We start from the raw sequence: 14,759 nt of genomic DNA, 5'->3' as shown, positions 1-14,759 counted from the left end.
TTTTAGTGATGGAACAGGACGCTGGCGCCCTGATCGGCCGGGCCGGCGGCACGGCGGAAGGGGGCGAAGAGTTCGCGGCCCATGCCGAACTCGTTCTCGGAGAGGTCGGCGACAACAGGTTGGCGTTCGGCCATGGTGGCGGCGTCGACCAGCACTTCCAGCGTGCCGGCAATCGCGTCGATACGGATGATGTCACCCTCCTGGATGCGGGCGATCGGGCCGCCGTCGATGGCCTCCGGCGTGACGTGGATTGCGGCCGGAACCTTGCCCGACGCGCCAGACATGCGCCCGTCGGTCAGAAGCGCCACGCGGAAGCCGCGGTCCTGCAGCACGCCGAGGGCAGGTGTCAGCTTGTGCAGTTCCGGCATGCCGTTGGCCTTTGGCCCCTGGAAGCGGACGACGGCGACGAAATCGCGGTTCAGCTTGCCGTCCTTGAAAGCCTGCTGCATCTCCAGCTGGTCGTGGAAGATGACGGCGGGCGCTTCGATGATATGACGCTCCGGCTTGACGGCGGAGATCTTGATTACCGCCTTGCCGATATTGCCGCGCAGCATCTTCAGCCCGCCATTGCCCTGGAACGGCGCGTCGATGGTCGACAAGACCTTCGGGTCGCCGCTCTTTTCCGGTGCCGGTTCGCGAACCACGCCGCCATCGGCGCCGATCTTCACCTCGATCGAATAGGCGGAAAGCCCCTGGCCGGCGACGGTGCGGACGTCGTCGTGCAGCATTCCCTTCTTCAGGAGCTCCTTGATCAGGAAGCCCATGCCGCCGGCGGCATGGAAATGGTTCACATCGGCAAGACCGTTCGGATAGACGCGGGCGAGCAGCGGAATGATGTCCGACAGCTCTGAAATATCCTGCCAGGTGAGGGCGATGCCGGCCGCGCGCGCCATGGCGACCAGATGCATCGTGTGGTTGGTCGAGCCACCGGTTGCATGCAGGCCGACGACGCCGTTGACGATCGAGCGCTCGTCGATCATCTCGCCGGCGGGCGTGAATTCATTGCCCATGGCGGTGATGGCAAGCGCCCGCTTCGTCGCCTCGCGGGTCAGCGCTTCGCGCAGTGGCGTGCCGGGATTGACGAAGGAAGCGCCGGGCATATGGAAGCCCATAATCTCCATCAGCATCTGGTTGGAATTGGCCGTGCCGTAGAAGGTGCAGGTGCCGGGGCCGTGATAGGACTTCGATTCCGCCTCCAGCAGCTCGGCGCGGCCGACCTTGCCTTCGGCGAAGAGCTGACGCACCCGCGACTTCTCGTCGTTCGGCAGGCCCGTGGTCATCGGTCCCGCCGGAATGAAGACGGCCGGCAGATGGCCGAAGGAGAGGGCAGCAATCACAAGACCGGGCACGATCTTGTCGCAGACGCCGAGGAAGACGGCCGCGTCGAACATGTTGTGCGACAGGCCGACGCCGGCCGACATGGCGATCAGGTCGCGAGAGAACAGCGACAGCTCCATGCCCGGCTGGCCCTGGGTGACGCCGTCGCACATGGCGGGCACGCCGCCGGCGACCTGCGCGATGCCACCGGCCTGCGCCGCCGCCTCGCGGATGATCGCGGGATAGGTCTCGAAGGGCTGATGCGCCGAGAGCATGTCGTTATAGGAGGTGATGATTCCGAGATTGGGCACGCGGTCGCCCGCCAGTGCCTCCTTCTCGGAGGGGGAACAGACTGCGAAGCCGTGGGCAAGGTTGGCGCAACCGAGCACGGAGCGCTGCGCGCCCTTGGTTGCGGCGTTGCGCAGGCGCTCCAGATAGAGCTCGCGCGTTGGTTTCGAACGTTCGACGATACGTGCGGTAATCGCGGATATGCGGGCGTCAGCGGCCATGGTCGATCTGCCTCCGGCTGTTCTTGCGCTTGGTCCCGAAAGATCACCTTCGATCTTGTCTAGGGAAAGGATCAAGCGCAGGCTTGAAATGTCACTGCTATGCCGGCACGCCCTTTCGGGCGCGTGGCGCAGCAGCCGTTGCTGTGTCATTCAGGGTCCGATGACGACCGTTCGGTCGTGTCAGGGAGCCCAGTAAATCTCGACCGGAGAAGCGGCCCGGCGCAGCATGGCGCGGATCGGCATTTCGGTCTCTTCTCCCGGTGCCTCGGCCTTGGCGAGAACGTCCTTCTTGCCCTCTCCCTCGATATGGAGCACCAGCAATCGGGCATCCTGAAGGCTGGAGAAGGTGAAGGTCAGCCGTGGCTCGCCGGCCCCCTCGGCTTCCATCGTGATGATGCCGCGCGGGGTCTTCGGATCAAGGGCGGTCGCAAGATTGCTGCCGCCCGGAAAGAACGAGGCCGTGTGTCCGTCATTGCCCATGCCGAGGATGACGACATCGAAGGGATGGCCGACGCCCCTGGTTTTTTCCGTGGCGATGACGGTGGCTTCCTCAGCGGACGCCGCGGCCTGGTAGAGCGGAAGGAACTGCGCCGATGCGGCCTTGTCCTTCAGCAGGTTTTCCTGGACGAGCAGGTGGTTCGAGCGCGGATTGTCCGCCGGCACGAACCGTTCGTCGACGAGGGTGATCGTCACCTTGCCCCAGTCGAGCGGACGCGATGACAGCGCCTGGAAGAAGGCCTTCGGCGTCGAGCCGCCGGAGACCGCGATGCTTGCGGAGCCGCGGGCGCTGATGGCGGCCGAGAGAACCTCGACCACCTTGTCCGCGAGCTTGCCGGCGAGTTCGGCGCCATTGGCGAAAGCATGCATGTTCGCTGTCATCGTCACCGTCCTAGATATCGTCATGCCAGGTGCGGCCGTCGCGCTCGATCAGAGCGATGGCCTGGCTCGGACCCCAGGTGCCGGCGGTATAGCCCTGCACCTGCTGGCCGGCTTCTTCCCAACCCTTGAGGATCGGGTCGACCCAATCCCATGCGGCTTCGACTTCGTCGCGGCGCATGAACAGCGTCTGGTTCGAGCGGATAACGTCCATCAGCAGGCGTTCATAGGCGTCCGGATTGCGGACGTTGAAGGCCGAGGCGAAGCTCATGTCGAGCGAGACGTTGCGCAGGCGCATGCCGCCCGGACCCGGATCCTTGATCATCAGCGACTGCTTGACGCCTTCGTCCGGCTGCAGGCGGATGATTAGCTGGTTGGCGACGGTACGGCCGGCGGCCTGGTCGAAAATATTGTGTGGGATCGGCTTGAAGGTGATGACGATCTCCGACATGCGGCCGGCAAGACGCTTGCCGGTGCGGATGTAGAAGGGAACGCCGGCCCAGCGCCAGTTGCCGATCTCGGCCTTGATGGCGACGAAGGTTTCCGTGTTGGAAACGCCGCCTTCGAGTTCATCGAGGTAGCCCTTGACCGGACCACCCGAGGATGCGCCGGCGCGGTACTGGCCGCGAACCGTCGCCTGCTCGACATTGGAGGCGTTGATCGGCTTCAGTGCGCGCAGCACCTTCAGCTTCTCGTCGCGGACGGCTTCGGAATCCATCGAGGAGGGGATTTCCATCGCGGTCAGGCAAAGGAGCTGCAGGATGTGGTTCTGCACCATGTCGCGCAGCGCGCCGGCGGTGTCGTAATAGCCGGCACGGCCTTCGAGGCCGACCGATTCCGCAACCGTGATCTGGACGTGGTCGATGTGATTGGCGTTCCACAGCGGCTCGTAGAGGGCATTGGCGAAGCGCAGCGCCATCAGGTTCTGCACCGTCTCCTTGCCGAGATAGTGGTCGATGCGGAAGATCTGTTCTTCCTTGAAGACCTTGCCGATCGTGTCGTTGAGCTGCAGGGCCGAGGCGAGATCGCGGCCGATCGGCTTTTCAACGACGATGCGGGTCTGCTTGGTGATCAGCTTGTGGTCGTGGATCTTCTGCGAGATGTCGCCGAAAATGCCGGGAGCGACGGCGAGATAGAAGGCGCGCACGCGGTCCTTGCCTTCGTCGAGGATCTTCTTCAGCTGATCCCAGCCGGCGTCGCTGCGGGCATCGACCGGAACATAGAATAGGCGGGCGAGGAACTTCTTGACTTCCGCCTCGTCATATTCGCCCTTCTTCAGGTGTTCCTTGAGGGCGGCGTCGGCGAATTTGCGGTATTCTTCATTCGACAGCGCGCTGCGCGATGCGCCGATAATACGGGTTGGCTCGGAGAACTGGCCTTCGATCTGGCGATGATAAAGAGCGGGCAGGAGCTTGCGCTCGGCAAGGTCGCCGCTGCCGCCGAAAACGACATAGTCAAAAGGTTCAACGGGAATGATTTGGCTGCTCATGAGGTATCTCTCAATCGGTCTTGGTTGAGGCCCCTTTTAATCTAATCGATTTAAAAAGGCCAGTGTGCATCGCAAAATTCAGACTCGGTTTTTAGAGCGGATTGCCGAAAGAGGAAATCCGTTCCGTATCTAAAACCTGTCGCGCAACGCAAACCACGAGAGCGCCAGGAACAGCAGAGGCGCCCGCATGCGGGCACCGCCGGGAAACGGCGGGATGTTCAGCGCCCTGAAAAGCGCGAGATCGTCGGCGTTCCCGAGGACCGTTTTCGCATAGAGTTTACCGCAATAGTTTGACAGCATGACGCCGTGTCCGGAATAGCCGCCGATAGAGGTCACGCCGGGCATGACGTCGCGCACGAAAGGCTGGCGTGGCATGGTGATGCCGACCGACCCGCCCCAGGCATGGGTGATGTCGATCTTGTCGAGTGCGGGATAGATCTCGGCGATCTGGCGGCGGATATGCTCCGTTATGTCGCGCGGATTGTCGGCCGTGTAGGCCTCGCGGCCGCCGAACAGCAGCCGCCCGTCCTTCGATTTGCGGAAATAACGCACCACGAATCGTGAATCCGCCACCGCCTCGCCGCCGGGCAGCACATCGGGAAATTTATCCAGCGGCTCCGTCGCGCCGATGAAGGAGCGGATCGGCATGACGTGGCTTGCGGTCACCGGCTCCAGATTGCCGATATAGCCGTTGCAGGCGATCAGCACGCGATCGGTGGTGATCACACCGCCATCGGTCTCGATCAGCGTCTTGCCGCCCGATTGTCTGATCGCCTTTGCCGGCGTCATCTCAAAGAGGGAAGCGCCGGCGGCCGCAGCCACACGCGCCAAGCCGATAAGCAGCTTCAGCGGGTGGATATGGCCGGTGCCCATGTCTCTGACGCCATAGAGATAGCGCTTCGAGCCCAGCCGCTCCTGGGTCTCCGCCGTGTCCATGAAGCTGACATGCGGATAGTCGTAGCGCGTCGCGGCGATGTCCGCGTTCTCCATATAGGCGCGCTTGTAGCTCGGCTTGTGCGTGACATTCATCTGGCCCGGCATGAAGTCGATGTCGATGCCATGCTCGGTGGCGAAATCGAGCAGATGCCGCTTGGCATCCTCGGCAAGGTCGAAGAGCGCCTTCGAGCGTTCATAGCCGATCTTCTCTTCCAGCTCCTCCGGCCACCAGCGCTGGCCGGTGCCGAGCTGGCCGCCATTGCGTCCGGAGGCGCCGTCGCCGAAGCGGTTGGCGTCGATCAGCACGACATCGACACCGCCCTTGGCGAGATTATAGGCGGCCTGCAGGCCGGTATAGCCGCCGCCAATGATGGCGACGTCGGCGCGGCGCGAGCCGTCGAGCTTGGGATAGGCCGGGCGAGGCCCGACGGTTGCCTGATACCAGGAAAGCCCCGGCGCAATCGGGCTCTGCCATGCGTCCTGCGATGTCATGGGTGGTCCTCCCTCACACGTTGAGCAGAAGGAATTCCCGCTCCCAGGGACTGATCACCTGCATGAAGGTCTCGAACTCGCCGCGCTTGACGCCGGCGTAGATGTCGATGAAGTCCTTGCCGAGGACTTCATGGAAGGCCGGCTCGCCCTCCAGCAGCGCAATTGCTTCAAGAAGGCCGCGCGGCAGGTCGATCGAGCCTTCGTTGGCCGAATCCTCGGTCGGCGCCGTCGGCTCCACCTTCTTCATGATGCCGAGCAGGCCGGAGGCGAGCGAGGCGGCAAGCGCGAGATACGGATTGGCGTCGGAACTCGGCAGCCGGTTCTCGACGCGGCGGGCCTGCGGATCGGAGACCGGCACGCGGAAGGCCGTGGTGCGGTTGTCATAGCCCCAGGCATTGTTGACCGGGCAGGACATGTTCGGCGCCAGACGCCGATAGGAATTCACGTAAGGTGCCAGCATCGCCAGCGCATTCGGGACATAGCGCTGCATGCCGCCGATGAAGTGGAAGAATTCCTGCGACGGACTGCCGTCCGGATTGGTGAAGACGTTCTTGCCGGTTTCGATGTCGACCACCGACTGGTGGATATGCATCGCCGAGCCCGCCTGACTCTGCATCGGTTTGGCCATGAAGGTGGCATAGATGCCGTGCTTCAGCGCCGCTTCGCGGATGGTGCGCTTGAACATGAAGACCTGGTCGGCAAGCTCGATCGGATCGCCATGGCGCAGGTTGATTTCAAGCTGTGCCGGACCCTCTTCATGGATCAGCGTGTCGATCTCCAGGCCCTGCTTTTCCGAGAAGTGATAGATATCGTCGATCAGCTCGTCGAATTCGTTGATGCCGGCGATCGAATAGCCCTGGCCACCGAGGATCGAACGGCCGGAGCGGCCTTTCGGCGGATGAAGCGGATAGTCCGGGTCGTCATTCTTGGCGACGAGATAGAATTCGATCTCCGGCGCCACCACTGCTTTCCAGCCGCGCTCCTTGTAGAGATTCATGATCTGCTTCAGCAGGTTGCGCGGCGTGTAGGACACCGCCTCGCCCTCGGAATTGACGATGTCGCAGATCACCTGCGCCGTCGGATCGGTTTCCCAGGGCACAACGGAGAGCGTCGAGAGATCGGGCACCAGCTTCAGGTCGCTGTCGCGCGGCTCATAGCGGAAGTTTTCGGTTTCTTCGGGATATTCGCCCGAGATCGTGTGGCGATAGATCGCCGAGGGCAAGGCAAGCGAGGTGTTGGAGGTGAATTTCGAGGTCGGCATCATCTTGCCGCGCGGAACGCCTGCAAGGTCCGGCGTGATGCATTCAATATCTTCGATGCCACGCGCCCGCAGCCACTGGGTTGCTTCCTTCCAATTTGCCACGCCGCGTGCCGATCGTAGACTGCGGGGAACTGTAGCGACTTTCGAGACCGGCTTAGAAGCTTTCAGCGGGGTCTTTTTCGAAGGCATAAAACACCGTATTTGCGTGGATCGGAGATTGCATCATAACGGCAGTTTGCCAATTGGCGAGGGGGGACCGCTCCGGCTTTCGCCATATGATGGAAAAATAGTCACGCAGCGCGATAATCGATGAAGGAATGAAACTTGGCCGGCAAATATGATGTGATCGTTCTCGGCGCGGGCGCCGCGGGCATGATGTGCGCCATTCGTGCCGGCCAACGCGGGCGCTCCGTGCTGGTGCTCGACCATGCCGCCGCACCGGGCGACAAGATCCGCATTTCCGGCGGCGGGCGCTGCAATTTCACCAACATCCATGCCGGCCCGAAGAATTTCCTCTCCGCCAATCCGCATTTCGCCAAGTCGGCTCTGGCGCGCTTCACGCCGAGGGATTTTCTCGCCATGGTCGAGAGCCATGGCATTGCCTGGCATGAAAAGACGCTCGGCCAGCTTTTCTGCGATAACAGCGCCAAGGACATCATCCGCATGCTGACCGACGAGATGCGATCGGCCGGCGCGGATTTGCGGCTGCGCACCGAAATCAATACGATCGAGCCTGTCGCTGGCGGAGGCTATCGCGTCGTGACCTCGGAAGGCACCTTCGAAGCGGCTTCGCTGGTCATCGCCACCGGTGGCAAGTCGATCCCGAAGATGGGGGCCACCGGCTTTGCCTATCGTATCGCCGAACAATTCGGCCTGCCGCTCATCGAGACGCGTCCTGGCCTGGTGCCGCTGACCCTCGATCCCCAGCTTCTCCTGCGCCTGGCGCCGCTCTCCGGTATCGCCGCGCCCGTCGAAATCCGCCATGGCAAGACGGCGTTCCGTGAAGCTCTGCTCTTTACCCATCGGGGCCTCAGCGGTCCGGCGATCCTGCAGATTTCCTCCTATTGGCGGGAAGGGGATGAGATCACGGTGGCGATCGAGCCCGATGTGGATGTTTTTGTCATGCTGAAGGCGGCGCGGCAGGCCAATGGCCGCCAATCGGCGCAGACCGCTCTGGCGGAAATCCTGCCGAAGCGGCTGGCGCAGCATTTCGCCGAGGGAGAGGGCATGTCGGGCAATATGGCCGACCAGGGCGACAAGCGGCTGCAGCAGCTTGCCGCTGCCGTCCAGGCCTGGCCGGTCAAGCCCTCAGGCTCGGAAGGCTATCGAACGGCCGAGGTCACGCTCGGCGGTATCGACACGACCTGCCTCGATTCCAAGACGATGCAGGTGAAAACCATCCCCGGCCTCTTCTTCATCGGCGAATGCGTTGATGTCACCGGCTGGCTCGGCGGCTATAATTTCCAATGGGCCTGGGCCACCGGCCATGTTGCCGGCGAGGCGGCCTGACGTGGCCTTGCCAATGGATCCGGAAGCAGGCAAGGAGCGTCTCCAGCGACGAACATATTCGATGGAGGCGATAATGACGTTCAAGACCCGGACATTCCGATCCGCAACTCTTCCTGGCGTGGCGGCAGCCTTGATGCTGTCCCTCGGCTTCATCGCCGTCACGGCGCCGGACGCTGGCGCTGCGTCTGCGGCATGCAAGAAGCTGGATCCGAACGGCCAGGACGCGGGCGGCGACACCAATTTCGCGCTGGCGATCCGCGACAAGAAGGGCGATATCGTCAAGAAGATGCTCGCCTGCGGCGCCAAGCTGGACATGAAGACCACCGAAGGCTGGTATCCGCTTCACACAGCCGCCTATTACGGCCCGGCCAGCATGGTGGATCTGCTGGTCTCCAAGGGCGCCGACGTCAATGTGCGCGGTGACTATGATGGCTGGACGCCGCTGCATATGGCGGCACAGCAGGAAGATCCGACCATCGTCAAGGCGCTCTTGAAGGATGGAGCCGACAAGACCATCAAGTCCTCTTCCGGCAAGACCGCTGCTGAAATGGCGACCGATCCCACGATTGCGGCGTTGCTGAAGTAGAATTACACCCCACGGAGGTCCGCACTTTTCGGGCAAATGTTCGAAAGGTGCGGCAATTGTGACTAACCTCTGGTTTTGGCGTTTTCTTTTCCTACATCTTTATTTTCTACATTGCCTGTTGCCGGAACGGCCTGTTGCCGGTTATCGTGTCAGTGCGAAAATGGGATATAGGCTCATGAACAGAACACAACGTCGCGCTCGCGCCATTGCAATTGCTCAAACCCGTGACAACGCCAAGCTGGTGGCCGTCAGGCTGCTGATGCTCGCAACAGGCGCCACGGCGGCCTGCATCGCTTACCTCGCGGTGCGCGGCTTCTGATATCATCGGCCCGATCGGCTGATTTCGCCGTTTCCCCCGGCGAACGACTTGCGCAAACGCGCCACGTCTTGTTTCGGCTGACCCGTCGCATCAGCTGTTTTCTTGTGCTCTTCCTCGTGCCAAGGGCTGCCATCGCCCCTTATCCGAAAATTAATCTATCAAACTCACAATCTGCGCAGATTTTCTGGGGCCGCTTCCACAACGTGAAGCAGAAGCAATGATTGCCGCCTGACATCGTTCAGGACCCCGTCTGCGAACATCTCAAGATTGAAGATTATGCATCCGGTCAGCGCTGTGAAGGCGCCGGCAAGGGGGGAGCAGTTGTGAGAGGCCCGAGCTACGATGTTCATTGACAAGATCCTGTCCCGTTTCAAGATCAAGACGAAGGTTCTCCTCTTCGTCCTGCCATTCGTCATCAGCATTTCCGCCGTCGGCCTCACCGGGCTCTATGCTTCCGGCCTGTTACAGGGGCGCATGGAAATCTCCAACAGCGTGCTGCAATCGCTGACGGGCTTCAAGAATCTCTATGGTTCGATGGATGACTTCCTGCGCATCACCAACGAGCAGCAGCGTGACAAGCTATATGATGACATCAAATCGCAGCAGGGTGTCCTGGCCTCGACGCTCGATCAGCTCGGCAAAGATGCGGATGGCCGTGACAATCTGACCGATGCGACGACCAAGACCGCCGCCATGGCGAATGAGGTCGCCAAGCTCTGGACGCTGCACGAACAGGAAGTCGATTTCCGCAAGGCGATCGACGATGCTCAGAAGGCGCTGATCAAGGCTCGCTTCAACGTCGATTTCAACGGTCAGCAATTGGAAGACCAGATGCGCCAGGACCAGGCGGCCGCGACATCGACGCTGCGGTCGGCCGACCGCCTACTGAAGGGCGGCGATCAGCTCGTTGCCGTTGCCGAGGATTTCAATAAGGCTGCAACTCCTGTCGATAAGGTCAAGCTGCTCAAGGACCGGCTGCCTGATCTGAACAAGGCGCAACGCTCGATCAATCTCGCTCTTCCGCAAAACCAGAAGAGCGTCGTGCAATCCCTTGTCGGCACGATCAAGGATCTGACCGCCTTCACTGAAAGCACGGATGTTCCGACCGACGATACGATTGCCGGCATCACCCGGCTTCTCTCCCGTTTCCGCCAGACCTCGACCTATACGCAGTTGGCCGCGACGCAAATGATGCGCCAGGCGACGACGACCTTCGTGGATATGGACGCCAAGGTTGTTCAAACCAACTCCGTTCTTCAGGATACCCGCCGCCTCCAGGGTTCGATCTATTCGTTGCAGCTCGTGCTTGGCGAATTCCTGGCCAATACCAGCAAGGATAATCTCACTCGTCTGCGCCAGGAGGTCTTCAAGCTTCGCGGCGCCATGGACACGATGAAGCAAAGCGCCAAGGGCATGGATTTCATCGATGGCATCGATGCGGCTATCCGGCCCGCCCTCAAGGCGATCGAGGACGGCGGCGACCAGCTGGTCAACACGTCGACCCAGCGCGTTGCGGAATATGCCGCCGCGCGCCAGCAGCTCGATCAGGTCTGGGGCCAGCTCACAGCCTTCGCCGAAACGCAGAAGCAGAGCGCCGGCACCGAGCGCGAGCAGGCAAATTACATCTCGATCCTTGCCACCATTCTGGGCATCATTCTTTCCGTCGCCGGCGGCATCGCTCTGGTGCTGACCTTGCAGCGTCCCATCGGCCAGATCACCGCCGCCATGCGCCGCATTGCCGATGGCATGCTGGAGACCACGATCTCCGGCGAAAAGCGCCATGACGAAATCGGCGACATGGCCCGCGCGCTCGGCATCTTCAAGGAAAATGCGATCTCGAAAATCCGCATCGAGGAACAAAGCGATGAGGAGCGCGCCGCCGCCGAGCACGAACGCCAGCGCAACGACGCCGAAAAGCGCGAACTTGATCGTCAGATCGACTTTGCCGTCAGCGAACTTGCCGCCGGTCTCGAGCGTCTGGCGCAGGGCGACATTTCCTCGACGATCGAGAAACCCTTCATCGGTCGTCTCGAGCAGCTCCGCCAGGATTTCAACAGCTCGCTGTCACGCCTGCAGCAGACGATCAGCCAGGTGCGCGACAATGTCGAGATGATTCAGTCCAACGGCAACCAGATGGCCGCCTCCGCCGAGGACCTGTCAAAACGCACCGAACAGCAGGCCGCCTCGCTGGAACAGACTGCCGCCGCCGTCGACGAAATCACCGTTACGGTTCGCTCATCCGCCGAGCGTGCCAAGGACGCGGATGCGATCGTGCGCGAAGCCAAGCGCAGCGCCGATGACAGCTCCGTCGTCGTCGGCAACGCCATCGACGCCATGACGCGCATTGAGGATGCGTCGCGCAAGATCGAGCAGATCATCGGCGTCATCGACGAGATCGCCTTCCAGACCAACCTTCTGGCGCTGAATGCCGGCATCGAAGCCGCCCGCGCCGGCGACGCCGGCAAGGGCTTTGCGGTCGTTGCCATGGAAGTGCGCGAGCTGGCTCAGCGCTCTGCCGCCGCGGCCAAGGAGATCAAGGGGCTGATCAACAAATCGACCCAGGAGGTCAATTCCGGCTCGCAATTCGTGCAGCAGGCCGGCTCGGTCCTGGCGCAGATCAGCGGCCAGATCGTCACCATCAGCCAGCATGTGGAGATGATCGCCCGCGCCAGCCACGATCAGGCAAGCGCGCTGCAGGAGGTCAACGCCTCTGTCAATCATATGGACCAGATGACCCAGAAGAACGCCGGCATGGTCGAGGAAACCACGGCAGCCAGCCGGGAACTGGCCTCCGAGGCGGACGCGCTGCTCTATCTCATCCAGCAGTTCAAGATCGAAAGTGGCCAGGTCGTCCATAGCTATCAGCGGGCGGACGCTGCCTGACCGCAGCAAGCGTCACTATCACAGGCGGATCGGTCCACATTGGGCCGGTCCGCCTTTTTCGTTTTGAGCCATGCATAGGTGCGGTCGAGGATGTTTCCGAACCAGGTGAACGCGACGTAGGAGTTGTGACCATGCTCCTCGTAGAACTCGTCCTCGCTAGGGCTCGACCGCCCAAGACGGTATTGGTCCCGAAGTTGGATGACGTTGGCAATAATGATGCTGTCGAGCATGGGAAGTCTCCACGTTGAAAGGCATCCCTTCAATTACGCATAAAAAATTGCTTTATATACAGTTATTTTCAGCTTATGTTTTTCAATTATGAAAAATTCGACCTGGGATGCCTATCAGCTTTTCCTCGATGTTGCCCGTGGCGGCGGGCTGACAGGCGCCGTTTCGTCGAGCGGATTGAGCCCAGCGACGATCGGCCGGCGCATGCTGGAACTGGAAAGCCAGGTCGGCCGCCCGCTCTTCCAGCGCAGCCAGACCGGCTATGCGCTGACCGGCGACGGCCAGGAGCTGTTCGATCAACTGCTCGACATGGAGGCGGCCGCCCGCAAGGTGGATAGCTGGCAGCGCGAGGCGCAGGGCGCGGCCATCGTCCGGATTACCGCAGGCACCTGGGTTGCCTGGGTGCTCAGCCAGAACATGCCGTCGATCTGCTCCGAGCGGGACGGCTTCCGCATCGATCTGCAAATCGCCGAACGCCGCGCCAGTCTTGCCCATCGCGAAAGCGATATCGGCATCCGCGCTTTCGAACCGGAAGAAGCCAATCTTGCGGCCATCAAGACCGGCGATGTCGCCTATGCCGCCTATCAGGCGCGCAACATGCGCTTCGCCGGGCCTAAGCGCTGGATCGCGGTTGCGGAAGAAGAGGCGATCTCCGCCTATCTGCGCTGGCCGCATCAGAACGAGCGCGAGGCGATCGCGGTGACGGTCACCCGCCCGCGCTCGCTCCATGATCTGGTTCTTTCAGGGACGGGCATCGCCGTTCTTCCCTGTTTCGTCGGCGACCTGGAGCCTCGGTTGGAGCGGGTGGGGGAGGAAATCGCTTCCCTGCGCCACGGGCAATGGATCGTCATGAACGACACCGACCGCCATCGCCGCGAGATCCGCACTGTGGTCGACCGCATGGCCCGGCTGCTGAAGAGCCATGCCGATCTCTTCGCGGGCAACCGTCCGACCTATGTTTGAAAACCGCAAGCCGAGGACGGTGTGGTCCGTCTCCGGTCGGTGAGCCGCATCATCCCCCGATTTCGCGTAAATCCGTGAAAGCTCATGGGGCTTGCTTTTCCCCCTTGTGGCCTTCGGGATTCCTTTCTAGTCTGGCGGGAAAAACAGAGGGTTGGGTGTCGCGAGGATGCCCTTGAACAAAACAGGAGAGACCATGAAGTCCATGTTCGCACGGCTCGCGGCAACCGCCTTTGCGGCTGTTTCGCTGGTGACGGCTGCCCAGGCGGAAGACAAGGTTGTCAACGTCTATAACTGGTCGGATTACATCGATGATTCGATCCTGGCCGATTTCACCAAGGAAACCGGTATCAAAGTCGTCTACGACACCTTCGACGCCAACGAAACACTGGAGACCAAGCTGCTCGCGGGCAAGACCGGCTATGACGTCGTCGTGCCGACCGCCTATTTCCTGCAGCGCCAGATCAAGGCCGGCGTCTTCCAGAAGCTCGACAAGTCGAAGCTGCCGAATATCTCCAACATGTGGGACACGGTGCAGCAGCGGATCGCGGCCTATGACCCCGGCAACCAATATGCCGTCGACTATATGTGGGGCACCAGCGGTGTCGGCTACAATGTCGATAAGGTGAAGCAGATCCTCGGCACCGACGAGGCGCCGGATATCAACGTGATCTTCGATCCGGCGCTTGCCGCCAAGTTCAAGGATTGCGGCATCTACGTGCTCGACTCTCCGACCGACGTCATCCCGGCGGCGCTGCGCTATCTCGGCCTCGATCCGAACTCCACCAAGCCGGAAGACTTCAAGAAGGCCGAGGAGCTGCTGACGGCAGTCCGCCCCAATATCCGCAAATTCCATTCGTCGGAATATATCAACGCGCTCGCCAATGGCGACATTTGCCTGACCTTCGGCTACTCCGGCGACGTGCTGCAGGCGCGCAACCGCGCGGCGGAAGCCAAGAATGGCATCAATATCAGCTATTCGATCCCGAAAAAGGGTGCGCAGATGTGGTTCGACGTGATGGCGATCCCGGCCGATGCGCCGCATGTCGCCGAAGCGCATGCCTTCATCAACTACATGATGAGGCCGGAAGTCATCGCCAAGGCCAGCAATTTCACGACTTACGCGAATGGCAACAAGGCGTCGCAGCAGTTCGTGAGCAAGGAAGTGCTGGAGGATCCATCCGTCTATCCGACGGAAGAGGTTACGAAGAGCCTTTATACCTTGAAGCCTTGGGACCCGAAAACGCAGCGCGTGGCGACGCGCTTGTGGACGAAGGTCACCACTGGCCAATAATTTCAAAGCAGGCCCGGACGGCAACGTCCGGGCCTTTTTCTGACGGCATAGCGTAAAGATCAGGACCGCGCCGGAATGGGGAAGAGCCGGCGCAACATCC

At 61.5% G+C, this 14,759-nt stretch carries 12 protein-coding genes; 6 read left to right on the top strand and 6 right to left on the bottom strand.

The window, feature by feature from the left end; genetic code table 11:
* Positions 1-2 precede the first annotated feature (2 nt).
* From edd to PMI03_RS24925, 5 genes are all read right to left on the bottom strand, one after another.
* Positions 3-1,826 carry a phosphogluconate dehydratase gene (edd, locus tag PMI03_RS24945; RefSeq protein ID WP_007700108.1) on the bottom strand — a complete coding sequence of 608 codons (1,824 nt, stop codon included), beginning with the start codon at positions 1,824-1,826 and terminating at the stop codon, positions 3-5.
* Between the two features lie 180 nt (positions 1,827-2,006).
* On the bottom strand, positions 2,007-2,705 hold the full coding sequence (gene pgl / locus PMI03_RS24940) for a 6-phosphogluconolactonase (RefSeq protein ID WP_007700106.1): 699 nt from the start codon (positions 2,703-2,705) through the stop codon (positions 2,007-2,009).
* A 10-nt stretch (positions 2,706-2,715) separates the two neighbouring features.
* A complete protein-coding gene (gene zwf / locus PMI03_RS24935; protein WP_007700104.1) occupies positions 2,716-4,191 on the bottom strand; it encodes a glucose-6-phosphate dehydrogenase in 1,476 nt (491 codons plus the stop codon).
* A 129-nt stretch (positions 4,192-4,320) separates the two neighbouring features.
* Positions 4,321-5,619 (bottom strand): FAD-binding oxidoreductase, encoded by a 1,299-nt coding sequence (locus PMI03_RS24930; RefSeq protein WP_007700101.1) that lies wholly within the window; start codon positions 5,617-5,619, stop codon positions 4,321-4,323.
* Positions 5,620-5,632: 13 nt separating this feature from the next.
* Entirely contained in the window at positions 5,633-7,069 is a 1,437-nt protein-coding gene (locus tag PMI03_RS24925; protein ID WP_007700098.1) for a glutamine synthetase family protein, read from the bottom strand.
* A gap of 135 nt (positions 7,070-7,204) precedes the next feature.
* Between PMI03_RS24925 and PMI03_RS24920 the strand changes: the two genes are divergently transcribed.
* The 4 genes from PMI03_RS24920 to PMI03_RS24905 all read left to right on the top strand — a co-directional run bounded on the left by PMI03_RS24920 (position 7,205) and on the right by PMI03_RS24905 (position 12,177).
* Positions 7,205-8,389, top strand: a complete 1,185-nt coding sequence (locus PMI03_RS24920) for an NAD(P)/FAD-dependent oxidoreductase (protein WP_007700095.1) — start codon at positions 7,205-7,207, stop codon at positions 8,387-8,389.
* 73 nt (positions 8,390-8,462) lie between these two features.
* On the top strand, positions 8,463-8,975 hold the full coding sequence (locus tag PMI03_RS24915) for an ankyrin repeat domain-containing protein (RefSeq protein WP_007700092.1): 513 nt from the start codon (positions 8,463-8,465) through the stop codon (positions 8,973-8,975).
* A gap of 175 nt (positions 8,976-9,150) precedes the next feature.
* Positions 9,151-9,294, top strand: a complete 144-nt coding sequence (locus PMI03_RS31900) for a hypothetical protein (protein WP_007700089.1) — start codon at positions 9,151-9,153, stop codon at positions 9,292-9,294.
* Between the two features lie 342 nt (positions 9,295-9,636).
* A complete protein-coding gene (locus tag PMI03_RS24905; protein ID WP_007700086.1) occupies positions 9,637-12,177 on the top strand; it encodes a methyl-accepting chemotaxis protein in 2,541 nt (846 codons plus the stop codon).
* Here PMI03_RS24905 and PMI03_RS24900 read toward each other — a convergent pair.
* The gene (locus PMI03_RS24900; RefSeq protein ID WP_007700083.1) at positions 12,156-12,407 is read right to left on the bottom strand and encodes a hypothetical protein; all 252 of its coding nucleotides are present in this window, start codon (positions 12,405-12,407) and stop codon (positions 12,156-12,158) included. The two genes, PMI03_RS24905 and PMI03_RS24900, sit on opposite strands and share 22 nt — an antisense overlap.
* Positions 12,408-12,495: 88 nt before the next feature.
* On the opposite strand from PMI03_RS24900, the gene PMI03_RS24895 reads away from it, so the two are divergent.
* Both PMI03_RS24895 and PMI03_RS24890 read left to right on the top strand, forming a co-directional pair.
* Positions 12,496-13,368 carry a LysR family transcriptional regulator gene (locus PMI03_RS24895; protein ID WP_007700080.1) on the top strand — a complete coding sequence of 291 codons (873 nt, stop codon included), beginning with the start codon at positions 12,496-12,498 and terminating at the stop codon, positions 13,366-13,368.
* A 202-nt stretch (positions 13,369-13,570) separates the two neighbouring features.
* On the top strand, positions 13,571-14,659 hold the full coding sequence (locus tag PMI03_RS24890) for a polyamine ABC transporter substrate-binding protein (protein WP_085946436.1): 1,089 nt from the start codon (positions 13,571-13,573) through the stop codon (positions 14,657-14,659).
* The last annotated feature ends 100 nt before the right edge of the window (positions 14,660-14,759 follow it).

It is taken from the genome of Rhizobium sp. AP16, from assembly GCF_000281735.1.
GTDB classification, from domain to species: Bacteria; Pseudomonadota; Alphaproteobacteria; order Rhizobiales; family Rhizobiaceae; genus Rhizobium; species Rhizobium rhizogenes.
Note: the sequence above shows the minus strand (reverse complement) of the source record. Positions and strands in the feature narration are given on the sequence as shown.